At 71.6% G+C, this 24,734-nt stretch carries 21 protein-coding genes; 16 read left to right on the top strand and 5 right to left on the bottom strand.

Translation table 11 applies throughout. The annotated features are described in order from the left end of the window. The first annotated feature begins 18 nt into the window (after positions 1-18). From LUM46_RS10255 to LUM46_RS10275, 5 genes are all read left to right on the top strand, one after another. Complete coding sequence (locus tag LUM46_RS10255) at positions 19-1,719, top strand: (2,3-dihydroxybenzoyl)adenylate synthase (RefSeq protein WP_274993744.1); 1,701 nt, start codon at positions 19-21, stop codon at positions 1,717-1,719. Positions 1,720-1,764: 45 nt separating this feature from the next. Continuing rightward, positions 1,765-2,979 (top strand): sedoheptulose 7-phosphate cyclase, encoded by a 1,215-nt coding sequence (locus tag LUM46_RS10260; RefSeq protein WP_274993745.1) that lies wholly within the window; start codon positions 1,765-1,767, stop codon positions 2,977-2,979. Between the two features lie 8 nt (positions 2,980-2,987). Further along, positions 2,988-4,052: a zinc-dependent alcohol dehydrogenase gene (locus tag LUM46_RS10265; RefSeq protein ID WP_274993746.1), complete on the top strand. Its 1,065-nt coding sequence runs from the start codon at positions 2,988-2,990 to the stop codon at positions 4,050-4,052. Positions 4,053-4,079: 27 nt separating this feature from the next. Then, positions 4,080-5,108 carry a ketoacyl-ACP synthase III family protein gene (locus LUM46_RS10270; protein ID WP_274993748.1) on the top strand — a complete coding sequence of 343 codons (1,029 nt, stop codon included), beginning with the start codon at positions 4,080-4,082 and terminating at the stop codon, positions 5,106-5,108. A 138-nt stretch (positions 5,109-5,246) separates the two neighbouring features. Then, positions 5,247-6,857 carry an FAD-binding oxidoreductase gene (locus LUM46_RS10275; protein WP_274993749.1) on the top strand — a complete coding sequence of 537 codons (1,611 nt, stop codon included), beginning with the start codon at positions 5,247-5,249 and terminating at the stop codon, positions 6,855-6,857. Here the strand turns inward: LUM46_RS10275 and LUM46_RS10280 are convergent, their stop codons facing one another. Beyond that, positions 6,858-7,559, bottom strand: coding sequence for a 4'-phosphopantetheinyl transferase family protein (locus LUM46_RS10280; protein ID WP_274993750.1), 702 nt, complete (start codon positions 7,557-7,559; stop codon positions 6,858-6,860). 161 nt (positions 7,560-7,720) lie between these two features. Here LUM46_RS10280 and LUM46_RS10285 point away from each other — a divergent pair, with 161 nt between their 5' ends. From LUM46_RS10285 to LUM46_RS10315, 7 genes are all read left to right on the top strand, one after another. Next, the gene (locus LUM46_RS10285; protein WP_274993752.1) at positions 7,721-8,455 is read left to right on the top strand and encodes an SDR family oxidoreductase; all 735 of its coding nucleotides are present in this window, start codon (positions 7,721-7,723) and stop codon (positions 8,453-8,455) included. Positions 8,456-8,543: 88 nt separating this feature from the next. Beyond that, positions 8,544-9,737 carry an MFS transporter gene (locus LUM46_RS10290; RefSeq protein WP_274993754.1) on the top strand — a complete coding sequence of 398 codons (1,194 nt, stop codon included), beginning with the start codon at positions 8,544-8,546 and terminating at the stop codon, positions 9,735-9,737. A 12-nt stretch (positions 9,738-9,749) separates the two neighbouring features. Then, on the top strand, positions 9,750-10,427 hold the full coding sequence (locus LUM46_RS10295) for an HAD-IA family hydrolase (protein ID WP_274993755.1): 678 nt from the start codon (positions 9,750-9,752) through the stop codon (positions 10,425-10,427). Then, entirely contained in the window at positions 10,424-11,437 is a 1,014-nt protein-coding gene (locus LUM46_RS10300; protein WP_274993756.1) for an ROK family protein, read from the top strand. The genes LUM46_RS10295 and LUM46_RS10300 overlap by 4 nt, the downstream gene beginning before the upstream one ends. Beyond that, on the top strand, positions 11,434-12,588 hold the full coding sequence (locus tag LUM46_RS10305; protein WP_274993757.1) for an alcohol dehydrogenase catalytic domain-containing protein: 1,155 nt from the start codon (positions 11,434-11,436) through the stop codon (positions 12,586-12,588). The genes LUM46_RS10300 and LUM46_RS10305 overlap by 4 nt, the downstream gene beginning before the upstream one ends. Next, entirely contained in the window at positions 12,588-13,391 is an 804-nt protein-coding gene (locus tag LUM46_RS10310; RefSeq protein WP_274993758.1) for an SDR family oxidoreductase, read from the top strand. The genes LUM46_RS10305 and LUM46_RS10310 overlap by 1 nt, the downstream gene beginning before the upstream one ends. After that, a complete protein-coding gene (locus LUM46_RS10315; protein WP_274993761.1) occupies positions 13,391-14,359 on the top strand; it encodes an alpha/beta fold hydrolase in 969 nt (322 codons plus the stop codon). Before LUM46_RS10310 ends, LUM46_RS10315 begins: the two co-directional genes overlap by 1 nt. Before the next feature lie 18 nt (positions 14,360-14,377). On the opposite strand, the gene LUM46_RS10320 is transcribed toward LUM46_RS10315, so the two are convergent. Beyond that, on the bottom strand, positions 14,378-16,357 hold the full coding sequence (locus tag LUM46_RS10320) for an AfsR/SARP family transcriptional regulator (protein ID WP_274993762.1): 1,980 nt from the start codon (positions 16,355-16,357) through the stop codon (positions 14,378-14,380). 249 nt (positions 16,358-16,606) lie between these two features. Further along, the gene (locus LUM46_RS10325) at positions 16,607-16,972 is read right to left on the bottom strand and encodes an Rv2175c family DNA-binding protein (RefSeq protein ID WP_274993764.1); all 366 of its coding nucleotides are present in this window, start codon (positions 16,970-16,972) and stop codon (positions 16,607-16,609) included. A 117-nt stretch (positions 16,973-17,089) separates the two neighbouring features. On the opposite strand from LUM46_RS10325, the gene pknB reads away from it, so the two are divergent. Continuing rightward, on the top strand, positions 17,090-18,991 hold the full coding sequence (gene pknB / locus LUM46_RS10330) for a Stk1 family PASTA domain-containing Ser/Thr kinase (RefSeq protein ID WP_274993765.1): 1,902 nt from the start codon (positions 17,090-17,092) through the stop codon (positions 18,989-18,991). 56 nt (positions 18,992-19,047) lie between these two features. Here the strand turns inward: pknB and LUM46_RS10335 are convergent, their stop codons facing one another. After that, complete coding sequence (locus LUM46_RS10335; RefSeq protein WP_274993766.1) at positions 19,048-20,196, bottom strand: polyprenyl synthetase family protein; 1,149 nt, start codon at positions 20,194-20,196, stop codon at positions 19,048-19,050. A gap of 9 nt (positions 20,197-20,205) precedes the next feature. Beyond that, a complete protein-coding gene (locus tag LUM46_RS10340) occupies positions 20,206-20,793 on the bottom strand; it encodes a hypothetical protein (protein WP_274993767.1) in 588 nt (195 codons plus the stop codon). Between the two features lie 129 nt (positions 20,794-20,922). Here LUM46_RS10340 and LUM46_RS10345 point away from each other — a divergent pair, with 129 nt between their 5' ends. The 3 genes from LUM46_RS10345 to LUM46_RS10355 all read left to right on the top strand — a co-directional run bounded on the left by LUM46_RS10345 (position 20,923) and on the right by LUM46_RS10355 (position 24,712). Beyond that, on the top strand, positions 20,923-22,272 hold the full coding sequence (locus tag LUM46_RS10345; RefSeq protein ID WP_274993769.1) for a DUF4192 domain-containing protein: 1,350 nt from the start codon (positions 20,923-20,925) through the stop codon (positions 22,270-22,272). A 40-nt stretch (positions 22,273-22,312) separates the two neighbouring features. Further along, a complete protein-coding gene (locus tag LUM46_RS10350; protein ID WP_274993771.1) occupies positions 22,313-22,678 on the top strand; it encodes a universal stress protein in 366 nt (121 codons plus the stop codon). Positions 22,679-23,035: 357 nt separating this feature from the next. Next, entirely contained in the window at positions 23,036-24,712 is a 1,677-nt protein-coding gene (locus LUM46_RS10355; RefSeq protein ID WP_274993772.1) for an RNA polymerase sigma factor, read from the top strand. Positions 24,713-24,734 lie beyond the last annotated feature (22 nt).

Below are 24,734 nucleotides of genomic sequence, written 5' to 3' on the forward strand. Positions count from 1 at the left end.
CGAGAGAGAGGAACTCACGTGGCTGAACGTACGACGTCGGTAGTGACCGACGATCTGGCGGAGACGATCCTGCGAGGGGGTGTCACACCCTGGCCCGACGACCTCGCCGAGACCTACCGCGCGGCGGGCTACTGGCGGGACCGTCCCCTCGGCGACCTCGTGTGGGAGTGGGCGGAGGCGCGCCCGCACGGGCTCGCGGTCGTGGACGGCGACACCCGGTTCACGTACCGGGAGCTCGCGTGCGCGGCCGACCGGGTGGCGGTCCTGCTCCGCGAGCGAGGGCTGGGGCGCGGTGCGGTCCTGCTGGTCGCGCTGCCCAACGGCTGGGAGCTCGTGGTGCTGTTCCTGGCGTGCCTGCGGGCCGGCGTCGCGCCGGTGATGATGCTGCCGGCGCACCGTGACCACGAGCTCGCGGCCATCGGCCGGCGGGCCGGCGCGGCGGCGATCGCGGTGCCGGGCATGTTCCGGGAGTACGACCACCCGGCCATGGCCGACCGGGTCCGCGACCAGGTGCCCTCGCTGTCCGAGGTACTGGTCTGCGGGGACGACGTCGGCGCGCACCATGTCGACGTGCGGGCGGCCGTCGAGGACGTGTCGGCCGACGACGTCCTCGCCCGCCGGGCGCACCTGGACGCGACGCCTCCGGCGGCGTCCGACGTCGCGGTCTTCCTGCTGTCCGGCGGCACGACCGGGCTCTCGAAGGTGATCGCACGCACCCACAACGACTACGAGTACAACGCCCGCCGCAGTGCCGAGGTGTGCGGCTTCGACGCGCGCACCGTCTATCTGGCGGCGTTGCCGGCCGGCCACAACTTCCCACTGGCCAGCCCGGGGATCCTCGGGACGCTCATGGTCGGCGGGACCGTGGTGCTGGTGCCGTCGCCCTCGCCGTCGCGTGTGTTCGAGACGATCGCCGCAGAGCGGGTGACGGTCGTCGCGGCGGTGCCGGCGGTCCTGAGCCGGTGGGTCGCGGCGGTCGAGTCGGCCCGACCCGACCTCACGAGCCTGAGGCTCGTCCAGGTGGGCGGGTCCCTGTTCGCCAAGGAGGCCTACCGCCGGGCAGTGGACGCGCTCGGGTGCCGGGTCCAGCAGGTGTACGGGATGGCGGAGGGCCTCCTCTGCTACGTCCGCGAGACGGACCCGGACGACGTCGCAGCGGCCACGCAGGGTCGGCCGATCAGCGACCACGACGAGCTGCGCATCGTGGACCCGAGCGGCGTCGAGGTGCACGACGGCGAGTCCGGGGAGCTCCTCGTGCGTGGCCCCTACACCCCGCGCGGCTACTTCCAGGCGCCCGAGCAGAACCGCGAGGCCTTCACCGACGGCTGGTACCGCACCGGTGACCTCGTGCAACGGCATCCGGGCGGCAACCTCGTCGTCGTCGGCCGGACCAAGGATGTGGTCAACCGGGGCGGAGAGAAGATCTCCGCCGACGAGATCGAACGCCTCGTCCAGGCTGTGGACGGCGTGGCCGACGTCGCGGTGATCGCCGTGCCCGACCCGGAGCTGGGCGAACGGGCGTGTGCCTGTGTGGTGCCCCGGTCCGGCCGGACGGTCACCCTCCAGGACATCGGCCGGGCGCTGCGGGCGGCGGGTGTCGCCGAGTTCAAGATCCCCGAGTCGCTGCTCGTGCTGCGGGAGATGCCGCAGACCTCCGTCGGAAAGACCGACAAGAACGCACTGTCCCGCATCGTCACCTCGCGGACCCATCTTGCCTGACCAGCCTGCCTTGCCTGACCAGGATGACCGGACCCAGGAGGACCAATGATCCCCGGAAACCTCACCGTCGCGCGCAACGACGACGACCTCACCAGCCCGCCCACCACGTCGTGGTTGGTGGAAGCGACCCGAACCGTCAGCTATTCGGTCTCCGTCTCACGTGACGTGTTCGCACTGGACAATCCCTCGCTCGCGACCGCCGGGACCGTAGGGGCCGGTGAGACCCGGCGGCGCTTCGTGGTCATCGACAAGGTGGTGCACGAGATCTACGGCGACCAGCTCGACCGCTACCTGCGCCACCACGACATGACCACTCGGCTCTGCATCCTGGACGCGACCGAGCAGCAGAAGACCCTCGATTCCGCCACGGAGATCCTGCACGGGCTCGACGAGTTCGGCATCGACCGGCGTCGGGAGCCGGTCATCGCGATCGGCGGTGGTGTGCTGCTCGACCTCGTCGGCCTGGCCAGCAGCCTCTACCGCCGCCACACGCCGTTCGTCCGCGTCCCGACCACGCTGATCGGGCTCGTCGACGCCGGTGTGGGGGTCAAGACCGGTGTGAACTTCAACGGCCAGAAGAACCGGCTCGGGACCTACGAGGCACCCACGACGGCCCTGCTGGACCGCAACTTCCTGCGGTCGCTGGACCGGCGGCACCTGTCGAACGGGCTCGCCGAGATCCTCAAGATCGCGCTCATCAAGGACCCGGAGCTCTTCGTTCGCCTCGAGGAGTCCGGCGGCGTGCTGCTCGACGAGCACATGCAGGGGGCTACGCCAGCTACCGAGCTGGCGGCGCGTGAGGTCCTGCGCCGCGCCGTGCACGGCATGCTGGAGGAGCTCCAGCCAAATCTCTGGGAGACGCGGCTGGAGCGGCTGGTCGACTACGGGCACTCGTTCAGCCCCGCGATCGAGATGGCTGGGCTCCCGGACCTGCTGCACGGCGAGGCCGTCTGCATCGACATGGCGATGACCACGCACATCGCCCACCGGCGCGGACTGGTCTCGGACACCGAGCTCGGCCGGGTCATGAACGTCATGCGCCTGCTCGAGCTGCCCGTCCACCACGTGTCGTGCACTCCGGAGCTGCTTGTCAGGGCGCTCGTCGACACGACCAGGCACCGGGACGGCCTGCAGCGGCTGCCGCTCCCGGTCGGGATCGGCGACGCCACCTTCGTGAACGACGTCTCCGCCGACGAGCTGGCGATCGCCGCCGAGTCGGTCGTCCGGGCCGCGCGCACCGTCCCGACCGGCGCCCAGTGAGTACTGGGATGCCGAGCCCGCAGACGGAGGGCACGTGGCCCTCGGGGACGATGACCGCCGCACGGATCACGGCCGTCGGCAAGGTCGAGGCAGCGGTGGTTCCCGTGCCGGGCCTGATGGCGGGGCACGCTCTGGTCCAGGTCGAGCTGGTGGGCCTGTGCGGCACGGACCTGGAGCTGCTGCACGGCGAGGCCACGTACATCACCGACGGGCGGATCCAGCTGCCCTGGACGTTCGGTCACGAATGGACCGGCACTGTCGTCGCGACCGCTGGGACCATCCCTGGGGCGACCGGCGAGATCAGCCCCGGCACGCGGGTGGTAGGACAGACCATGGTCGCCTGCCTGGCGTGCCGGACCTGCCGCTCGGGGCAGCGAGGGCTGTGCCCCGACATGCAGGAGATCGGTCTGTACGGGATCGACGGTGCCGCGGCGCAGTATGTGCGGGTGCCGGTCCACGCGCTGGTGCCCGTACCGGACGACGTGGACGACACGGCGGCGGTCCTGGTGGAACCAGCCGTGACGGTCGCCCGGGCGCTCGCGGACACACGATGCTCCCTGACCGACGGCGTGGCCGTGATCGGCACCGGAACGATCGGTCTGCTCGCCGTCATGCTCGCGAACGCGGTGTCGGGTGACGTGACCGCTATCGGGGTCGACCCGGCCGGGCTGGACCTTGCACTGCAGGTCGGTGCCCGGCGCGCGCTGCGCAGCGGGGCGGCGCCGGCCGAGGGGTTCTCGCTGGTGATCGAGGCGTCGGGTACCGCGGCGGGCCTCCTGGAGGCGGTCCGGGTGACGCGGACGGGCGGGCGGATCGCCGCGGTCGGGGTGGTCGGCGGCGGCCTGCGGGACTTCCCGGCCGGCGAGGTCACCCTGCGCGGGCTGACCCTGTACGGCATCCGGCACGGTCTGGACCACTACGACCAGACCCTGCAGCTGTTCGCCGACGGAATCCTGTCGGCCGAGCCGCTCATCCACAGCCGGCACCCGCTGACCCGGCCGGACGAGGCGTTCGACGCCCTCGCCAACCGGTCCACGGGTCAGCCGAAGGTCCTGCTGTCCACCCGAGCCTGATTCCCGACGACACCCAGGAGGGTCACCATGCGATACGACGACATCTACATCGCGGGACTCGGCGCCTACTTCCCGAAGTCGGTCCCCGTGGACGAGGCGATCGCGAGCGGCCGGTACGACGCCGCATCGCGGAACGCCACCGCACAGCAGTCGGTGGCGATCGCCACCGACGAGAGGGACAGCCAGCCCGAGATGGCCGTGCGCGCGGGCCGGAGCGCCCTGGAGCGCTCGTCGCACAGCCCGCACAGCGTCGGCCTGCTGCTCCACGCGGTCGCGGTCTACTCTGGCCTCGACGGCTGGAACTGCGGCTCCTACCTGCAGCACCAGATCCTGGACGGCGCCGGGATCGCGTTTGAGATCCGCCAGGTGTCCAACGGCGCGGTCGGCGCCGTCGAGCTGGCGGTGCCGTTCCTGAGGTCGTCCGACTGCGCTGCCGCACTCATCACGTCGGCCGAGCGCTTCGCCGAGCCCGCCTGGGACCGCTGGCGCGCGGACTCCGGGCTGATCTTCGGCGACGGCGCCAGCGCGATCCTGCTGTCGACAGAGCGCGGGTTCGCCCGCCTGCTGTCCAGCGCGAGCGAGAGCGCACCAGAGCTCGAGGGCCTGCACCGGGGGAACGCACCGTTCCGGTCCAGCCCGGACCCGTCCGACTACCCGCTGGACCTGCACTCGCGGGCGGTGGACTTCATCGACGAGATGGAGCTCGACCAGATCCGGGAGATCAGCTGGGCGGGTCTGCGGAGAGCGGCGGAGCGGGCGGCCGCCGATGCCGGGATGGCCCTGGACGAAGCGTCCGTCTACGTCGTCCCGAACTTCGGGGCGAGCCTGCTGCGGAGCCAGGTGCTCAGTCCGCTCGGGATCCCGCTCGAGCGAACCACGCACGCGTGGGGCTCCGAGATCGGTCATGTGGGCGCGTCCGACCAGTTCGGGGCCTTGAACCACCTGGTCGAGCAGAAGCGGGTAGGCCCGGGGGACCGCGTGATGGTCATCGGCGTCGGGGGCGGCTTCAACTGGACGTGCCTCGTGGCGGAGATCTCGGACGTGCCGTCGTGGTGATGTGCGCAGTGGTGAAGCGTTTGGTGACGCGCTGACCCTGTCGCGGGACTTGTCCCTTTGGCGGTGGTTCGAACCTTTCTTGACCACGTTCCTGGAGCGTGGAGATCGGTTCGTCCCCCCAAGGATCGAGGTAGCAAGATGAAAGACACCACGCGGCGTGGATTTCTGGCCGGAGTGGGTGGCGCCCTGGTGGGCGGCGCGGCGGTGGTCGCCGCGCCGCTCCCGGCAGTAGGCAGTCCGTCGGCGGCAGTCGGCCGGAGCTCGGCCACGGCGGGCAGCACCGTCGTCGTGGGCCCGGGAGACGTGCGCTACGCGAGCCTGGTGCGTGGCGCCAACCAGCGGTTCGCCGGCTCGCCCGGCCGGGTGGTGCTCCCGTCCGACGCCGAGGAGGTCGCCCGGTACGTCGGCGAGGCGGTCAGCGGCCGCCGGCGGGTCGCCGTGCGCAGCGGGGGGCACTGCTACGAGGACTTCGTGGCGAACGCCCAGGTCAAGGACGTCATCGACATGTCAAGAATGGCCGGCGTCTCCTACGATGCCGAGCACGGCGCGTACGCGGTCGGCGCCGGCGCCTCGCTGGGCGCGGTGTACGGATCCCTGTTCAAGGAGCGGGGCGTGACGATCCCGGCGGGGTCGTGTCCCTCGGTCGGGATCGGCGGCTTCGTCCCGAACGGCGGCTACGGTCCGCTGTCTCGCCGGCACGGCCTGACGGCCGACCACCTGTACGGGGTCGAGGTAGTCGTCGTCGATTCCGCGGGGGACCCGAGCGTCGTGCTCGCCACGCGCGACGACGTCGGCGACCTCGGGGACCTGTGGTGGGCGCACACCGGCGGGGGAGGCGGGAGCTTCGGCATCGCCACCCGCTACCTGTTTCGCTCGCCGGACGTCGCCGCCCAGGCGCTGCCGCAGTCGCCGGCCGAGGTGCTGCTGCGGACCGTGGTGTGGCCGTGGGCCACCCTCGACGAGCGCACCTTCTCCCGGCTGGTCACCAACTTCGGCTCCTGGCACGAGGCCAACAGCCGCCCCGGCACGCCGGAGTGTGGACTGTTCGCCCAGCTCAAGCTGCTCGACGTGAGCGAGGGAGTCGTGGCGCTGTCGGTCCAGCTGGACGCGTCGGTCGCCGGCGCCGAGACGGTCCTCGACCGGTTCGTGTCGGCGGTCTCGGCAGGCGTCGGGACCGCGCTGGGGGCACCCACGATGCGCCGGCCGTGGCACCACTCCTTGCAGTGGGAAGGGTTCAGCCCCAAGAACCCCACCGTCATGCGCTTCAAGATCAAGTCGGCGTACATGCGCTCGGGCTTCCCGCCCGAGCAGGTGGCCGCGCTCTGGCGGAACCTCTCCGCGCCCGGCCCGGCGAATGGCACCACGCTCGTGACGATCGCCTCGTACGGCGGCCAGATCAACGTCGTCGACCCTGCGGAGACTGCCACCGTCGCGCGCGACTCGATCATGAAGCTCCAGTACATCGGCCTCTGGGAGCAGCGCGCGGACGACGCCGAGGTCATCGACTGGGTCCGCACCACCTACGCGGACGTGTACGCGGCGACGGGGGGCGTCCCGGTATCGGACGACGTGACCGACGGGTGCTACATCGGCTACCCCGACAAGGACCTGAACGACCCGGCCTGGAACACGTCCGAGGTGCCGTGGCACGCCCTGTACTTCGGCGGCAACTACCCGCGCCTCCAGGCGGCCAAGCGGACCTGGGACCCGCGAGACGTCTTCCGGCACACGCAGTCCATCCGGCGCTGATCAGCCGGTGGACGCCCCCGCAGCCCTTGCGGCAGGCAGCACCAGCGCGGTGACCACCACGCCGTTCCCCCGGGCCCAGCGGCCACTGACCGCCCGGGGGAGCGGAGCGGTGTCCGCCCGGCGGATGCGGGCCAGGAACGTGCCGTTGGTGCTCAGCTCGATGCCCGCCTCCTCGAAGCCGAGCCATTCGTGCCGCAGCGGATACCACGCCTTGTAGACCGACTCCTTGGCGCTGAACAGGAGCCGTCCCCACGGCGTCACCGCGTCCTGCACCGCGAGCCGCTCGATCGCATCGGCCTCACCGGCGTCCATGACGGACCCCACGACGTCCGCCGGCAAGGGAGCGTCGGTCTCGACATCGATCCCGATCGCGAGGGTGTCGGCCGAACGGGCCGCCACCGCCACCGCGAGACCCGGGCAGTGGCTGATGCTCCCCACCACGCCGTCGGGCCATAGCGGCTCCCTGCGCGGTCCGGGCAGGAGGGGCCAGTCGTGGTGCCCGAGCTCTTCGAGCGCCGCGCGCGCGCACGCGCGGCCCGCCGCGAACTCCCGACGGCGCGAAGGCACTGCCGCGGCGATGACGCGAGCCTCCGGCGGAGTCAGCGGCGACGACGGCGTAGCGGTGCCCCAGAGGGTGCGCACCGCAGGCCCGGGACCGACGGCCCGGCGGACGAGGCCCGCCGGATCGCTGAGCTCAACCACGCAAACCGCCTCAGGCTGGACCGGAAGGGACAAGCAGGGACTGGCAGGGACAGGGCGATGATGGCACGTCCGCAGGGCCGTCCGAAGGTATGTCTCCTGGTGACGGCGAGGATTGGGCGCTTCTTGGTCAGGCCTTGGTCGGCGCGCCAGAAACTGGGGCCATGGAACTCGAAGGCAAGAACGCGCTCGTCACCGCTGGCTCGCGAGGCATCGGCCGCGCTATCTCCCTGGCCTTGGGGGAACGCGGTGCCAACGTCGTGGTCAACTACGTCGCCAGCGCCGATGCGGCAAATGAGGTAGTCGAGGAGATCGGCGCTCGCGGGGGCAAGGCAGTGGCGGTCCAGGCTGATCTCGGCGTCTCCGAGGACGTCGCCCGGCTCTTCGAGGAGGCCGAGCAGGCGTTCGGTGGACTCGACATCGTGGTGAACAACGTCGGGATCAACCTCGTGGCGCCGCTCGCGGAGACCACGGAGGAGGACTTCGACCGGACCGTGGCCGTCAACTTCAAGGGCTCGTTCCTCGTGCTGAAGAACGCCGCTCGGATCGTCTCCGACGGCGGCCGGATCATCAGCATCTCGACGGGGAACACCCGGGTGACCATGCCGATGATCGGCGTGTACTCCGCGACCAAGGCCGCGGTCGAGCAGATGACGTACTCGCTCGCCAAGGAGGTCGGGGCGCGGGGTGTCACGGTCAACGTGGTGCTGCCGGGCCTCACCGACACCGAGGGCCTGCGCCCGGAGATCCGGGCGAACGCGGACGGGATCATCGGTATGACGCCGCTCGGCCGGATGGGGCGTCCCGAGGACATCGCCGACGTCGTCGCGTTCCTTGCCTCCGAGCAGGCCCGCTGGGTGACCGGCCAGGCCATCGGCGCCTCGGGTGGCCTTTCCTGACCTGCACGTCCGTCCGTCTTGAAGGGGCCGCGCACGGCCGCCTGCCGGCCGTGCGCGCGCTGGGGGAAGTACCGGGGGAAAGGTAGTCATGAACCGAGCAGTTGCCGTCCTGATGTTCTCGTTGTTCTGCATCGGCAGTGCGGAATTCGTCATAGCGGGCCTGCTGCCCGGGATCTCCGACGACCTGGACGTCTCGATCGCCTCGGCGGGCCTGCTGGTCAGCGCGTACGCACTGACGGTGGTCGTCGCGGGCCCGGCGCTGACCCTGCTGACCAGCGGGATGCGGCGCAAGCACGTGATGGTGGGGCTCATGGTGCTGTTCGCCCTGAGCAACTTGCTGGCGGCGTTCGCGCAGGACTACGCGGTTCTGATGGTGTCGCGCGTCCTGAGTGCTCTGGCGCACTGCACCTTCTTCGCGCTGTCGCTCGTCGTCGGCACCAGCACGGTCGCGCCCGACCGTCAGGGATCGGTGATCGCCAAGCTGGCGATCGGCCTGAACATGGCCAACGTCCTTGGTGTGCCGCTCGGTGTGCTGCTCGGCACGGAGCTCGGCTGGCGGTCGGTCTTCTGGGTGCTCGCGGGGTGCGGCGTGGTCTCCGCCTGGCTCGTGGCGGTCCTCGTCCCGGCCGACCAGAAGGCCGAGCCGCCCGCGGGCGTGCGGGCCGAGATCCGTACGCTCGGCCGCAGCCGTGTGCTGATCGCCGTGGCCATCAGCGCGCTCGGCTGTGGCGGTACGTTCACCGCCTACACCTACATCGCGCCGCTGCTGGAGGACGTGAGCGGGTTCCGCAGCGGCGCCGTCGGCCTCCTGCTCCTGCTGTTCGGCCTGGGGACGTTCGCGGGGAGCGTCGTCGGCGGCAGGCTGGTCGACCGTGCGCTGATGCCCGCGCTGACCGGACTGTTCGGCACGCTCGCCCTCGTCCTGGGGCTCTTCTCGGTGCTGGTCGCGAACCCGTGGACCGCGGCGGTGGGTCTCGTCCTGTTCGGCGCGGCCTTCGGGGCGATCCTGCCGGGGCTCCAGGCGAGGGTGATGCAGGCGGCGGACATCAAGGCGCCCACCTTCGCGCTCGCCGTGAACATCGCGGCCATGAACGTCGGGATCACGTTGGGCTCGTGGCTGGGCGGGCGGGTGCTGGAGGCCGGCCTCGGGCTGCAGGCCGTGGTCCTGACCGGCTCCGCCGTCGCGGCGGTGGGCTTCCTGGTGGCCGGGATCGAGCTGCTGCGCGACCGGAACCGGACCGCGCCCCAGGTCGCGGACGTGCAGAGCACACCCGCCCACTAGGAGGCCCGTCGGATGCAGCAGTTAAGCCGCGCGCAGGAGCACGGGGCGGCGGTGTGGTCCGCCGCCGCTCTGCTCTGCGACATGGACGGGACCCTTGTCGACTCGGCGCGAGCCATCGAACAGGTCTGGACCGAGCTCGCCGTACGCCACGACCTGCCGTGCTCCGAGGTGCTCGCGGCTCTTCCGGGGCGTACCGCCCGGGACATCCTGCGGCTCTTCCTCGACGACGTCCGGGTCATCGAGGAGGAGGCTGCCCGGGTCGAGCGCAGTCAGCTCGCGGCGCCCGGGGTCGGGCCGATCCCCGGTGCACACCGGCTGCTCTCCGGCCTGCCCGCGAACCGCTGGGCGGTCGTCACGGCCGCCCCCGGGGCGGTGGCTCGCGCCCGGCTGGCGGCGGCGGGCCTCCCGGAACCGAAGGTGCTCGTGACCGCGGAGTCGGTGACCTCTGGCAAACCGAGCCCCGAGGGCTACCGGCTTGCCGCCGAGCGCCTCGGCCTTCCGTGCGAGCGATGCGTCGTGCTCGAGGACGCCGCCGTCGGGGTGGCGGCGGGGCGTGCCGCGGGAGCCCGGGTCATCGGGATCGGGCCCGGTGGGCAGGGGGCCGACGCCGTCGTGTCCGACCTGCTCTCGTTCACCGGACTCGAGTTCACAGGGGAAGGGATCCGGTGGCGCCTCGGCGAGGAGCGGTGACCGACGGCGCAGCGCCGGACCCGTCGACCCGTACACCGACGGTGCGGATCGACGTGGGCGGCACCTGGATCAGGACCGAGTCCGATGGTGTCCGGCGGCGGATGCCCGCCCCGAGCAGGATCAACCATCCCGACGTGCCGGCGACGGTCCTGGTCGACCGGCTGGTGGACCAACTGGTCTCGGTCGCGCCGAGGGCCGGCCGGGTCGTCGTCTCGCTCGGGGCCGCGATGGACGACGTCACCGGGACGGTCCGCGGCTCCGGGCCCCTGTGGGGCGACTGGCTGATGGACCGTGATCTCGTCGGCGTGCTCCGGCGGGCACGGCCAGGCGTGGCATGGCACGTCTTCAACGACGTCACGTGCGGGCTGGCCGACTTCGCCGACTCGGTGGCACAGGAGTCGCCGGCGAGCGTCGGCTACCTGACCGTCAGCAGCGGTATCGGGCTCAAGATCGCAGAACTCGGCACGGGAACCGTCAAGGTCGACGAGGACGGGCTGCAGGGTGAGGTCGGCCACCTTCCCGTCGCGCTCGCCCCGGAGACCGCCGGGCTCGGCCACCTGTCCTGCGAGTGCGGCGGGACAGGGCACGTGGCTTCGGTCAGCTCCGGCCCGGGCATCGCTCGGGTGGCGGGGACCCTCGGCATCGGCCGTTACAGCACCGAGTGGTTCCGTCAGGCGGTCACCCAGGGGGACGACGACGCGTCCGCCCTGCTCGCGACGGTCACCCGCCCCGTCGCCGAGGTGCTGCGCGCCATCTGGGTGACCCAGCCGTGGGTCACGGTCATCGGGATCGGAGGAGGCGTCGCCGAAGGGCTCGGTGAGCCCTACCGGACGGCTCTCCTGAAACACCTGCGGGGAGCCGGCAGCTATGCCGCAGGCGCGCCGGATGCCTGGGAGCGCCGTGTCCGGCTCCTGGACCACCCCGGCGTCGACGTGCTGCGCGGGGCTCAGCTCCTCGCCGAAGGATCACTCGCCATCACCAGGGCTCAGGAGGCCGATCACCGATCATGACAAAGAACCTGGCCATCCGGCGCTTCCACGGCGCGAGCGCCGTCGTCGACCAGCCGGTGCCCGCTCCGGGTCCCGGCGAGGTGGTCCTGGCGCCGGAAGCCGTCAGCCTGTGCGGTACCGACCTGCAGATGCTGCGCGGGATCCGCGACGACCCCTCAGCGGTGCTGGGCCACGAGGGTGCGTGCCGCGTGGCCGACGTCGGTCCGGGCGTCACCGTTCTCGCGGTCGGTGACCGGGTAACGGTGAACCCCACCCATCCCGGCGACCCGACCTTCCTGCTCGGGCACAACGTCGAGGGGCTGTTCCAGCAGCGGGTGCGGATCGCCGCGTCTGCGGTCGCGGCTGGGCTCCTGGTCCCGATCGGTGAGGACCTGGACTCGGCCACCGCGACGCTGATCGAGCCGCTCGCGATCACCGACTACGCCCTGGACTGTCTTGCCGACGCATCCGTCCGACCCGGATCGACGGCCGACGTCCTGGCGGTCCTCGGCGACGGGCTCGTCGGCAACCTCGCCGCGATCCGCGGAGCCGCCCGCGGCCCGTGGTCGCGTGTAGTGCTCGCGCACACGTCGATGGCCGGGCTGCAGTGGTCCGTCGACACGTGGGGCGAGCACGCCATCGAGCACGTGCTGGTCGACGACCTCCCGGCGGCCGTCGGCGGCGACCGCCTCCACGCCCTGGTCGCCACGCACCGTGACCGGACGCTGGACCTCGTGGACCTGCTGGCGGGGCACCTGGGAGACAGCACGACAGCCATGCACGTCACAGGCGGTGTACCCGCCGACGCCCGTCCGGTAAACCTGCCGGGTGTGGACCTCGTCGGCGTCCGAGCCGCGAACACCGGGGGACCCTGGCCGCCGCGGCGGACCGTTTGGGAGTCCGGCGAGCGGCAGATCCGGCTCACGGGGAACCGCGGGGTCACGAGCGCGGCGCTGGCCGTGGCCGCCGCCGAGCTCGTGACGTACGGGCCGGATCTGGCTCCGCTGATCACGCACCGCACCGACCTCCGGGGCGGGGCGGACCTGATGAACAGGATGGTCTCGGCGCGTTCCCGCCACATCGACGACCGCCTCGTGGTACGTCTGGTCGTCATGGTCAACCCGGATCTGCGCACACCCGCGCCGGCCATGGAACACTCCGAGGAGATCTGATGGTCGAGACCGCGCTCGTCACGGGTGCCAGCTCCGGCATCGGGAGATCGACGGCTCTGGCTCTCGCCGCGGCCGGGTACCACGTCCTGGTGGGGTACGGCGGCAATGAACGGGCCGCACAGGAGGTCACCGCTCTGATCGCCGCGCGGAGCTGGCCCGTGGCCACGGCGGTGCACGTCCCGCTCGACACACCGGAGCGTGCGCTCGCGGCCGGCCGTCGGGTGCTCGACGCGCACGGGCCCGTCCATGTCCTGGTGAACAACGCGGGCGTCAACCGCCGTGCGAGCTTCCTCGACGAGGACCTCGCCGCTTGGCAGGAGGTCCTGAACATCGACCTGGTCGGGCCGTTCGTCCTTGCGCAGCAGGTGGCCAGGCAGATGGTGGACGCCGGGATCCGTGGCCGCGTCGTCAACGTGACCAGCGTCCACGAGCGCATCCCGATCACCGGCGGTACCTCGTACTGCGTGGCGAAGAGCGGTCTCGGGATGCTGACCAAGGTCATGGCGCTCGAGCTCGGCACGCACGGGATCACTGTCAACTCGGTAGCGCCGGGGGAGACCGCGACGCCCATGAACGGCCAACCGGAGGGGACCGACCCGCACGAGCTCGCACGGCCCGCACTCCCGGCCGGGCGTCCGGGCGACCCGGACGAGGTGGCCACGCTCATCGCCTACCTGTGCTCCCCGGGCGCGGGTTACGTCACGGGCCAGTCGTTCGTGATCGACGGCGGGCTGGAGCTCGTCGCGGCGGACGCAAACGTTTTGCCGACGCCGACGCCGGTGGGCTCCCCGGAAGCCGGCTGATGTGGCGGGCGCTCGAAGCCGCCGACCGGGACGGCGGGTTCGTCTCGCACGCGTTCCCCGAGCTGGTGGTGGACCTCGGCGAGATCCGCATGAACTACGCGGTCGCCGGCGACCCGGCGCTGCCGCCGCTGCTGCTGGTCCCCGGCCAGACCGAGTCGTGGTGGGGGTACGAGCGGTTGATGCAGCTGTTGAAGGACCGGTTCCGCCTCTACGCGGTCGACCTGCGCGGGCAGGGCCGCTCGACCTGGACGCCGGGGCGCTACACACTGGACAACTTCGGCAACGATCTGGTCCGGTTCATCGACCTGGTCGTCGGGCAGCCGGTCCTGGTGAGCGGCAACTCGTCCGGCGGGGTGCTCGCCGCGTGGCTGACCGCCTACGCCAAGCCCGGTCAGGTGCTCGCCGCCGCCCTGGAGGACCCTCCCCTGTTCGCCTCCGAGATCGACCCGGCGGTAGGCCCCGGCATCTCGGGGGGTATCGGGCCGCTGTTCGAGCACTGGAACATCTGGCTCGGCGACCAGTGGTCCCGCGGTGACTGGGAGGGCGCGCGGCGGTCGCTTGCGACCGGTCTCCCGCCCGAGCTGCTGCGCGGGCTGGCGGTGATGGAGCCGCCGTCGGAGGACACGGGGGCGGCGGCGCCGCAGAACCTGCTCGAGTACGACCCTGAGTGGGGGCGCGCCTTCGTCAGCGGCAGCGTCTCGGCCGCCGTCAACCACGAGCACATGCTGTCGTGCGTCACCGCGCCGATCCTTCTGACACACCACGTCCGACAGCTCGATCCCGTCTCCGACCGGCTGCTCGGTGCGCTCTCCGACGAGCAGGCTGCCAGAGCCTGCGAACTGGTTGAGTCGGCCGGTCAACGCGTGTCGTACCAGTCGTTCCCGGACGCACCGCACGCTATGCATCGCATCGATCCCGAGCGGTTCGCGGAGACGATTACCGGCTGGTACGCGCAGCTGCGTCTGTGAGCGCCACCTCCCCGCGCTTCACGCGACGTGAGAGGGGTGCGCCGGTGAGCGGGAACCGGGCCTCGTCGCGACGGGTACCGACGCCGTGCCGGTCCGGGCCTCCTCGGTGGCAAGCACGCGAGGCGTGTCGTCCGACGCCGGCGCGCTCCATCGGGCGCCGAGCGACGTCCACTGCCGTACGTCGACCGGGACATCGAGGGCGTGCGCGGGCTCATGGCGCAGCAGCGCGTGCAACCTGACCAGCTCCGGAAAGCGGTATGTCACCTGACCGGTCGGGCGTGGCTCCGTGACGGTGAGGAGGCTGGCGTCGACCAACTCGGCCACCGGGCACTCCGCGTTGGCGAGCCCTGTACCGAGGAATCGCGCGGCGTCCTGCATGGTGAAGTCCGGGCCGTCGATGGCACACAGCCGCCGGAAAGCCCATCGATACGCGGGCGCCAGTCGGAGATAGGCGTCCTCGAGCGAGGCGCTCGGATCCAGACGTCGCGTGACGAGCTCCTGCAGCCGCTGGTCGCGGTCGCGCATGCGGTCGACGAGCTCCACGACCCGCCACGAGGGACGTGCGGCCAGCTTCTCAGCGGCGGCCCTGATCGCCAGGGGAAGGTTGTCGCACAGGCGCACCAGCTCGTTCGCCGCACCCGGCTCCTTGGCGACCCGCGAGTCACCGACCACCTGGCGCAGCAGGTGCACGCCGTCGGCGACAGGAAGCGGACCGACCTTGACGCGCTGTGCGCCCGCCAGACCCTGAAGGCCGACCCTGGTGGTGACGAGAGCGGCACACGCCGGACCCGCCGGGATCAGATGGATCAGCGTCTCGACGTGCACGGCGTCGTCGAGGACGACGAGTACGCGCCGCCCCGAGGTCCAGCTCCGGTACAGGCCTGTGCGTTCGGACAACGTGTCCGGGACCTGGCCCTTCGGTACGCCGAAGGCGAGCAGGAAGTGCTCGAGCACGTCGAAGGGATCGACGACGGGACCAAGAGCGGCGAAGAGCTGTCCGTCGGGAAATTCCGGACGAAGAGTGTGTCCCATATGCGTCGCGAGCATCGTCTTGCCTGCGCCGGCTGCCCCCTTGAGAACGACTACACGAGGCGCGTTCCCAGCGGATCCGCGGCGCACGAGTGCCGCCAGCTCGCGACGTTCGGCCCGCCGTCCCACAAAGTCCCCGCTGTCCGGGGGAATCTGTGCGGGAGCGATGGTCAGGAACGGATCGGCAGGCGGCGGCGCCTCGGCGTGCACCAGGGGCGCAGGGTCGAGAGTTCCCTCGATGATCTGCTTCTGCAGCTCCACCAGCCGCGAAGACGGATCCAGTCCGAGCGTCGTGACCATCCGGTCACGCAGGTCCGTGAAGACGCTGAGAGCGCGGCTGCGGTCGCCGGCTCCGCAGAGGGCCGTCATGAGCTGGGCATGGAAACCCTCGTGCAAGGGGTTGGATGCGGCGAGCAGCTCCAGCTCGGGAAGAAGGTCCCGGTGCTCGCCGAGGCCGAGGGCGACGTCGATCAGCTGCTCCCGCAGCCTGAGCCGGTCTCCCTCGGCCCGCGTGACGATCGGTTGCAGCAGCGACCCCAGTCGGACGTCGGCCAGCATCGCACCGCGCCACAGCCCCAGCGTCCCGCGCCACCGTTCCAGCGCTCCACGAGGGTTGCCGCCAAGGAGCTCGGTCAGCCCTTGCTGGACCGCGGTCTCGAACTCCCAGTAGTCGAGCTCTCCTGGCTGGACGCGGATCTTGTACCCGAGCGGTGACGACTCGATCCTGCTCGCTCCGGCGCCGGGGCCGTCCAGGTGCTTCCGCAACGTATAGATATAGGTCTGTACCGTCTTCCGCGCCAGCTTCGGCGGGTGATCGTCCCAGAGCTCGTCCACGAGCGAGCTCACCGTGACGGTCCGGTTGTAGTTGAGCAGCAGCAGGGCGAGGACCCGCCGGGGCATGGCCGCCGAGATAGTTCCGCATGCCGTCGGGCCTTCGGCCTCAAGAGGCCCCAGGATCTGGAACTTCATGCTTCCTCCTCTGCGGTCGTCGCGACGCCCCCGTGAATCGTCGTCTGACCGCCGGGCCGTTGAACGGCCAGAGTCGGTCAGCACGACGCATACCCGCGGGCTGGTGGGCTGAGCGCGACTACCGTGGCGAGCTCAGGTCACAAGGTAAGGAGCGCTATGTAGATCCGCAACGAAATTTTGACCTTCGGGGAAGAAATCACCCGTGCGCCGTTGGCCTTGGCAACCAAGCCTCGCCGTTGACCCTCGGCGCTAGAGCAGCGTCTGCGCCACCCGGCGCACGGCGGCGCGCTTGCCGCTGATCAAGGCGTCGACCGGCAGCTCACCGAGCTCGTCGTTCGGCGTGAAGAGCCACTCGATGATCTCCTCGTCGGTGAACTCGGCGTCGGCCAGCACCATCACCGTGCCGCGCAGGGTCGGGATCACCCCGGGGCGTCCGTCGACCTCCGGCAGCACGAACTTGGCAGGCACCTGGAAGATGGTGCGCTCGCCGCGCTTGACGCCGACGACGTGCCGGTCACGGACAAGGCCACGCGCCTTGCCGACCTCGATGCCGAGAATGTCGGCCAGGTCGGGCAGGTTCAGCCATTCGCCCACGAGGGCGTCGAGATCTGTCACGGTAGAAGGGTATGCGACCGGGCGCGGAACCGAGACGCCGCAACGATCCGGCAACGGCCTACCGTTCACCCTGAGAGTTTCATTCTGGGCGTGGGTGGTCGCCCGTACACTCCCACCGTGGCTCAGGTGACGGTAGACCCCCTCATCGGCCGCCTGGTCGACGGGCGGTACGAGATCGTCGCGCGCGTGGCGCGCGGCGGCATGGCCACGGTGTACCGCGCGCACGACGGCCGCCTGAACCGCGAGATCGCGCTCAAGGTGATGCACCCCCACCTGGCGGAGGGTGAGCAGGCCGCGAGCTTCCGGCAGCGCTTCGAACGGGAGGCCCGTTCGGCGGCCGGCCTGCAGCACCACGGTGTCGTGGCGGTCTACGACCAGGGCACCGACGGCGACATGCGCTACCTGACCATGGAGTACGTGCCGGGCACCAACCTGCGCCAGCTGATCAGGGACGGCAGCCTCACCCTGCGCCGTTCGTTCGCGGTCCTCGACGTGGTGCTGTCGGCGCTGGCCGCCGCGCACGCCAAGGGGATAGTGCACCGCGACATCAAGCCCGAGAACGTGCTGCTGGAGGAGGGCACGGGCCGCCCCAAGGTCGCGGACTTCGGCCTGGCCCGCGCGGTCTCCGAGGTGTCCAACACCACCACGGGCACCGTGCTGGGCACCGTCGCCTACCTTGCCCCCGAGACCATCTCGACCGGTCACGTCGACATGCGCGCCGACGTGTACGCGGTGGGCATCCTCGCGTTCGAGCTGTTCACCGGCCGCCTGCCCCACGAGGGGGAGGGGCCCATCCAGGTGGCGTACGCGCACGTCAACAGCGATGTGCCGCCCGTGAGCGCGTTCGCAGGCCACCTGGGGCGCCCGCTGGACCTGCTCGTCCGGGCGCTCACCGCCCGCGACCCGGACCGGCGTCCGCGCGACGCCGCCGTGGCGCTGGACGCGCTCCGGAACACGTTCCAGCAGATCCCGAACGAGGTGCTGGACATCCCCGCCAGCGCGGCGCCGCCGCCGTCGGCCACCGCGGTGAAGGCGGTGCGTACTGCCGTGGTGGAGCGGCCGGCGGCCGGGCGCTGGGCGGCCCATCCTCAGCCCTACCCCCAGGCCCAGCCTCCGCTGCCGCCGGCGGCGAAGCCGCGGCGGGGCGGCAAGGTCCTGCTCGCCCTCGCGCTGGTGGCGGTCCTCCTCGGCGCCTGGTGGTACACCGAGAGCGGCCCCGGCGCCTATGCGGTGGTGCCCGACGGCGTGGTCGGCGTCACCGCGCAGGCGGCCGAGGAGGCCCTGACCGAGGCAGGGCTGAAGCCGTCGAGCACGGAGCAGCACGACTCGGAGGTGCCGGAGGGCGAGGTCATCTCGGTGGTCCCGGACGAGGGGCAGCGCTGGCGCCGGGACCAGCAGGTGCGCCTGGTGGTCTCGCTCGGACAGGAGCTGGCCGAGGTCCCGGCAGGGCTGGTCGGGATGCGCGAGCCCGAGGCGCGGGACGCCCTGCAGGGCGTCGGCCTGAGCGACGTCGAGGTCTCGCGCGAGTACACGAACGACGGCCCGCGGGACGAGGTCATCTGGGCCTCCGTCCGAGACGGCGACATGGTGCCCACCGACGAGCAGGTGCGGCTCACGGTGTCGGACGGGCCACCACCCGTCACGGTCCCCGACGTCACGGGGCAGGAGGTCGCGGACGCCACCGACACGCTGAGCGCCGACGGGTTCGACGTCGCCCGGGAGGACGTCTTCGACGAGGAGACGCCGGCCGGCACGGTGATCCGGACCGACCCCGGCGGGGGCAAGGGCGCCGAGGAGGGCGGCACCGTCACGGTCTTCGTCAGCATGGGCCCGGAGGGCACGGTCCCGGACGTCGCCGGGATGTCCGTCGCGGACGCGCAGGAGGTGCTGGAGAAGGCCGGCTACAAGGTCCAGGTACGCGGTTTCGGCGAGCTGTTCGGCGAGGGCGTGCTGGAGACCGAACCGGTCGCGGGCGAGCAGCTGAAGCAGGGCGGCAAGGTCACCATCTGGACGCTGTGACCGGTCCTTCGTGACCAGTCCCGGGTGACAGCCCCGGATGACGGGAGCGGACCCGTTCAGGCTGCCCGGTCGACGGCGGCGTGGGCGAGGTCGGTCAGCACGGCCCGGCCGGGCTCGGTCAGGTGGGCGAGGTCCAGCAGCGCGTGGGCACGGACCGCGAGGTCGGCGATGAGCTGCTCGACGGCGTCCAGGGCACCGGAGCCGACGATGACCTCACGGACCCGGGCGACGTCCTCCTCGGAGAGGTCGGGGTCGCCCAGCGCGGCGGTCAGCGTCGCGGCCTCCGGCCCGTCCGGGTCGTGGAGCAGGGCAAGGGTGCGCGCCACGACCACCGTGCGCTTGCCCTCCCGCAGGTCGTCGCCGGCGGGCTTGCCCGTGACCGCAGGGTCGCCGAAGACGCCGAGCACGTCGTCCCGGAGCTGGAAGGCCTCGCCGAGGGGCAGGCCGGCCGCCTCGATCCCGGCCGAAGCCTGCGTACCCCGGCCGGCCAGCAGCGCGCCCAGCGCGAGCGGCGCGGCCACCGAGTAGCTCGCGGACTTCGCGCGCAGCACCTTTCGGGCGCGCTGCTCGTCCGAGGCGGGGTCGTCGCCCCAGGGCTCGGCCTGGACCAGCACGTCGAGGTACTGGCCGACGACCACCTCGCTCTGCATGGCGTCGAACCGGGTGCGGGCCGCCTCGGCGACCTCCGCGGGCAGCGGCGCGAGCGCGGCCGACAGCTCACGCTGGGCGGCGAGGAGCACGAGGTCGCCGAGCAGGATCGCGGCGGCGTCGCCGAACCGCACGGGCTCGCCGGACCAGCCCGCACCGGCGTGCTTGGCGGCGAACGCCCGGTGCGTGGTGGGGCGACCGCGACGGGTGTCGGAGTTGTCCATCACGTCGTCGTGCAGCAGGGCCGCCGCCTGGAACAGCTCGAGCGCGGCGCCCACCCGGACCGTGGCGACCCGGGCCGGGTCGGCGGGGTCGGCGGAGCCGCCGTGCGCGCGGAAGGACCAGTAGCAGAACGCGGCCCGCAGGCGCTTGCCACCCATCAGCAGCCCCGCCGCCTCCTCCACCATGGCCTCGGCGCTCGGGCTGATCGCGCCGACCTCGGCGGACAGCCGGTCGAGGTGAGTGGTCACTGCGGCGTCGACGTCGGCACGGAGGTTCTCGGTGTCGAGCAGGGCTGCGGGGTTCAGGGCACCGGCACGGGTGGATGAGACGGACACGGCCCCAGCCTATGGGGTGCGGACGGTGCCGCTGATCGAGACGAGGCGGCGCTCGCCGTCGTCCAGCACGCCCACGACGAGCGACTCCTGGACCTCCCCGGACTTCGTCCTGGAGACCCGCAGGAAGGCGGTCTGCGCGGTCAGGCCGCTCGACTCCGCCGCCGGGATCTGCTTGAAGCCCTGCTCCACCAGGATGTGCTTGGCCTGCGCGACGACCTTCTTGGCCGGCAGGCTCGAGGCCAGGTTGAGCGTCACCTGCGTCATCGGGACACCTTTGCCCTTCGAGCCCGCTGATCCCTTCGCGCCCTTCGGGGCGGGCACGGGGCTCGCCGACGAGGCGAGGAGGATGGCGCCCTTCGGCATCGGGAACAGCTCGGTGGGGAAGCCCTCCGCGTAGGTCGCGACGGCCGACGACGGGTCGAAGGTGGGCAGCTCGGCCGGCCCGCTGGACACCGCGGCGCGGGGCTCCGGTGTGCTCTCCGTGGTGGTGGCCGACGCCCCGGGCCCCGCCTCGGTGCCGCACCCCCCGGTCGCGAGCGCCAGACCGACAGCGGCGGCGAGCGCTGCCGTGCGGCGGGCGGTGGCGAGGTGAGGCACGTCGCACACCGTAGCGGGAGAGACCCTCGCGTGGACAGCGCGCGGGTCCTGGCCCGACCACAGGAGATCCGTTGTCCACACGGCCGTCCTGGGCGTGCCACGGTCTCGCGGGGCGGTTGGGATCGACGCATGAACCCCAAGGACTTCACCTCGAAGAGCACGACCTCGAAGAGCATGACCTCGAAGGACCTCGGTCGGCGACCGGCCGTGCCGAACGCCACGGTCGTCCGCGTCGCAGGGCCCGAGGACCTGCTCGCCTACATCCCGTACCGGCTCGGCTTCGAGCCCGCCGAGTCCGTCGTCGCCGTCAGTCTGACCGGGCCGCGCCAGCGGGTAGGGCTCGTGGCCCGCGTCGACCTGGACGACCTCCGCCTGCGGCAGCCGGACGACCCGCAGGGACCCGACGGCGCGGCCACGGCCCGCTGGCTCGCCGACCACGTGGTGGCCGACGGCGCGGACCGCGCGGTGGTCGTGCTGTACACCGCCACGGACCCGGCCGCGCCGTCGGGGGCCGCGCGCCGCGGCGTCGACCTGCTGCGGGCGCGGCTCGAGCGCAGGCTCCCCGGGACGGAGGTGTGGCTCGTGGCCCCCACGGGCTTCCGGGCGCTCGACTGCGCCGACCCGATGTGCTGCCCGGCCGAGGGTCGGCCCTTGTCCGTGCTGAAGAGCAGCCGGGTCGCCGCCCACATGGTGCTGGAGGGCCGCACGGTGGCCGGTACCCGCGAGGAGCGGTACTCCCTGCGCGCAGCGCCCGAGACGGCTCGCACCCAGGCCCGGAAGGCGGCAGCCCGCTGGACCGACACCTACCGGCGGCTGCTCAACGACACCAGGTTCGACACCAGGTTCCCGGACGGGGGCGGACGGCGGGCGGTCGGGGCGCAGGCTCTCCGCGCCGAGCAAGCCCTGGGGGAGTGGGGCGCCGAGAGCCTGGGCCTGTGGCGTTCCGCCGTGCGGCAGGCCGCCGACGTCCGGCCGGGACAGCCCCTGACGCTGTCACCGGTCGACCTCGGCAAGATCGGTGCGGCGCTCGCGGACACGCCCGTGCGGGATGCGGTGCTGCTGAGCCTGGCACCCGGCACCGAGGAGACGGCGCTGCGGACCGCGCGCCGACAGACGGACGGCGACACGGACACGGCGACGGGGGCGGTGCTCGCCCGGATCGTCGACCCGGAGCAGGGCGTACCGCCGGACGGGACCATCACGGAGGCGGCACGCCAGGTGCTGGAGGCGGTGGTCACGCACGTGCCGCGGAACCGGCGGGCGCCGGCGTACCTGCTGCTGGCGCTCGTCGCGTGGTGGCACGGTGACGGCGGGCTGGCGACCGAGCGGGTCTCCGACGCGCTCGGCGTGGACCCGGAGTACCGGCTCGCGCTGCTGCTGCACGGGGCGATCGTCGGCGGAGTCCCGCCCGGCTGGGTCCGGCGGGAGCAGGGTTCGTCCCACGGCGAAGCCGAACCGGAGGAGGCGGCCGCCGTGTGAGGCACTGCCGGGGTCGCCGCGTGCGGTAGCGTCGGTGGACATGACGATCGTCGTCGGCCACCTCGCCACGCCCGAGGGCCAAGAGGCTCTCAGTTCCGCTGTCTCCGAGGCCCGGGAGCGCAACATCCCGCTGGTCGTCGTCACCAACGGCAAGCGACCGGAGGACGAGTGCCGGGCCGAGGCCGACGAGCTCGTCAGCAGGCTCGCCGGCGATGTCGACGTGCGGGTGGAGCACGGGACCGGCGACCTCGCCGAGGACCTGATCCGCATCGCCACGAGCACCGGCGCCGAGCTCATCGTGATCGGTCTGCGCAAGCGCAGCCCTGTCGGCAAGCTCATCCTGGGCGCGGGTGCGCAGCGGATTCTCGTCGAGGCGCCGTGCCCGGTGCTCGCCGTGAAGGTCTGAGCTGTGAAGGTCTGAGCTGGCAGTGAAGGTCTGACCCGCCCTCGCGAGCAGCTCTGTCTGTTGCGCTGCTCCGTGGCTCTGTCCTGGGACTCTGCTGGTCCCGATCCTGGTCCCGAGCCTGGTCCACGGCGAATCCGCGGAGCCGGGAATGGTCGGGCCGTCTGGTTCGTTGACTCTTGGCACGCGAAATCAGATACACCCGCGGGGCTGCCCCGCCCGACGTGACTTCGCACTGACTTTGCCCATATCGCCGCGTTCGTCGCGGCGTACATGGAGGCCGACGGTACAATATATATGTTCGCCGGCGGAAGAAGAAGGTCCAGTGAAGGCCCCGTCGGCGGTACACCGCCCCCTCGAATGCCGAAAGGTCGGTTTGTGGCGCCCACTCCGCTGAAAGCCTCCCAGGACATCGCTCCTGTCCCTGCACGCGACAACCTGCCCCGAGAGTTCGAGCATCCTGCCCTGCAGGAGCTCCTTGCTCGAGGCGCCGCCGACGGCTCGGTCGACGCCGAGAGCTTCCGGCGCGCATGCGAGACCGCGGAGGTTGGTGACGCCAAGCGGCTCAAGGCGGTGCTGCGCGCGCTGGCCAACGCCGGCGTGCAGGTCGGTCTGCCTACCGTGACCAAGGTTGCCGCCGCCGCGGCCACCCGCTCCAGCGCGGTCGCCGCCAAGGCGCCCGCGGACGGTGACGCCGAGGCGAAGCCCGCTCGACGCACCCGCTCTGCGGCCGCCAAGGCCCCCGCCAAGAAGGCTCCGGCGCGCTCCGCCGCGAAGTCGAAGGACGACGCCGACGAGGTCGAGCTGAGCGACGACGTCGACGTCGACGTCGACCTCGACGAGGCCGCCACGAGCACGCGGAAGAAGCCGGCGGCGAAGGCCGCCGCCAAGAAGCCCGCCGCTCGCGGCAAGTCGAAGTACGACAACATCGAGCCCGACGGCGTCGCCGTCGAGGACCCCGAGGAAGAGGCCGACACCGGTCCGGAGATCGTCACCAAGGCCACCCGTGGCCGCGGTGGCAAGGCCGCGAAGGAAGGCGACGAGAGCGCCGGGTTCGTCGTCTCCGACAAGGATGACGACGACCAGCCCGCGCAGCAGGTCGTCACGGCCGGTGCCACGGCCGACCCGGTCAAGGACTACCTGAAGCAGATCGGTAAGGTCGCGCTGCTGAACGCGGAGCAGGAGGTCGAGCTCGCGAAGCGCATCGAGGCCGGCCTGTTCGCGGAGGAGCGTCTCGCCACCACCGAGTTCGACCGGAACGACAAGGACCAGCGCCGGTTCGAGCGCGACCTCAAGTGGATCGCGCACGACGGCAAGCGGGCCAAGAACCACCTGCTGGAGGCCAACCTCCGACTCGTGGTCTCGCTGGCCAAGCGCTACACGGGCCGCGGCATGCTGTTCCTGGACCTGATCCAGGAGGGCAACCTCGGTCTGATCCGTGCGGTCGAGAAGTTCGACTACACCAAGGGCTACAAGTTCTCGACCTACGCCACCTGGTGGATCCGGCAGGCGATCACGCGTGCCATGGCCGACCAGGCCCGCACCATCCGTATCCCGGTGCACATGGTCGAGGTCATCAACAAGCTGGCCCGCGTGCAGCGTCAGATGCTCCAGGACCTGGGCCGTGAGCCCACGCCGGAGGAGCTGGCCAAGGAGCTGGACATGACCCCCGAGAAGGTGGTCGAGGTCCAGAAGTACGGCCGCGAGCCCATCTCGCTGAGCACCCCGCTCGGCGAGGACGGTGACAGCGAGTTCGGTGACCTCATCGAGGACTCCGAGGCGGTCGTCCCCGCGGACGCCGTGTCGTTCACGCTCCTGCAGGAGCAGCTCCACCAGGTGCTGGACACGCTCTCCGAGCGTGAGGCGGGAGTGGTCTCCATGCGGTTCGGCCTGCAGGACGGCCAGCCCAAGACGCTCGACGAGATCGGCAAGGTCTACGGCGTGACGCGCGAGCGCATCCGCCAGATCGAGTCCAAGACGATGTCGAAGCTGCGCCACCCCTCGCGGTCGCAGGTGCTGCGCGACTACCTCGACTAGAACGTCGACCAGGTAGCACATC

This window comes from Promicromonospora iranensis, from assembly GCF_028994805.1.
Lineage (GTDB): Bacteria > Actinomycetota > Actinomycetes > Actinomycetales > Cellulomonadaceae > Promicromonospora > Promicromonospora iranensis.

Bases quoted from the DNA above. Each gene is read 5' to 3' on its own strand.
- LUM46_RS10260 (WP_274993745.1), top strand. From the start codon at position 1,765: ATGATCCCCGGAAACCTCACCGTCGCGCGCAACGACGACGACCTCACC.
- LUM46_RS10265 (WP_274993746.1), top strand. From the start codon at position 2,988: ATGCCGAGCCCGCAGACGGAGGGCACGTGGCCCTCGGGGACGATGACC.
- LUM46_RS10270 (WP_274993748.1), top strand. From the start codon at position 4,080: ATGCGATACGACGACATCTACATCGCGGGACTCGGCGCCTACTTCCCG.
- LUM46_RS10275 (WP_274993749.1), top strand. From the start codon at position 5,247: ATGAAAGACACCACGCGGCGTGGATTTCTGGCCGGAGTGGGTGGCGCC.
- LUM46_RS10285 (WP_274993752.1), top strand. From the start codon at position 7,721: ATGGAACTCGAAGGCAAGAACGCGCTCGTCACCGCTGGCTCGCGAGGC.
- LUM46_RS10290 (WP_274993754.1), top strand. From the start codon at position 8,544: ATGAACCGAGCAGTTGCCGTCCTGATGTTCTCGTTGTTCTGCATCGGC.
- LUM46_RS10295 (WP_274993755.1), top strand. From the start codon at position 9,750: ATGCAGCAGTTAAGCCGCGCGCAGGAGCACGGGGCGGCGGTGTGGTCC.
- LUM46_RS10305 (WP_274993757.1), top strand. From the start codon at position 11,434: ATGACAAAGAACCTGGCCATCCGGCGCTTCCACGGCGCGAGCGCCGTC.
- LUM46_RS10310 (WP_274993758.1), top strand. From the start codon at position 12,588: ATGGTCGAGACCGCGCTCGTCACGGGTGCCAGCTCCGGCATCGGGAGA.
- LUM46_RS10315 (WP_274993761.1), top strand. From the start codon at position 13,391: ATGTGGCGGGCGCTCGAAGCCGCCGACCGGGACGGCGGGTTCGTCTCG.
- LUM46_RS10320 (WP_274993762.1), bottom strand. From the start codon at position 16,357: ATGAAGTTCCAGATCCTGGGGCCTCTTGAGGCCGAAGGCCCGACGGCA.
- LUM46_RS10345 (WP_274993769.1), top strand. From the start codon at position 20,923: ATGAACCCCAAGGACTTCACCTCGAAGAGCACGACCTCGAAGAGCATG.
- LUM46_RS10350 (WP_274993771.1), top strand. From the start codon at position 22,313: ATGACGATCGTCGTCGGCCACCTCGCCACGCCCGAGGGCCAAGAGGCT.
- LUM46_RS10355 (WP_274993772.1), top strand. From the start codon at position 23,036: ATGCCGAAAGGTCGGTTTGTGGCGCCCACTCCGCTGAAAGCCTCCCAG.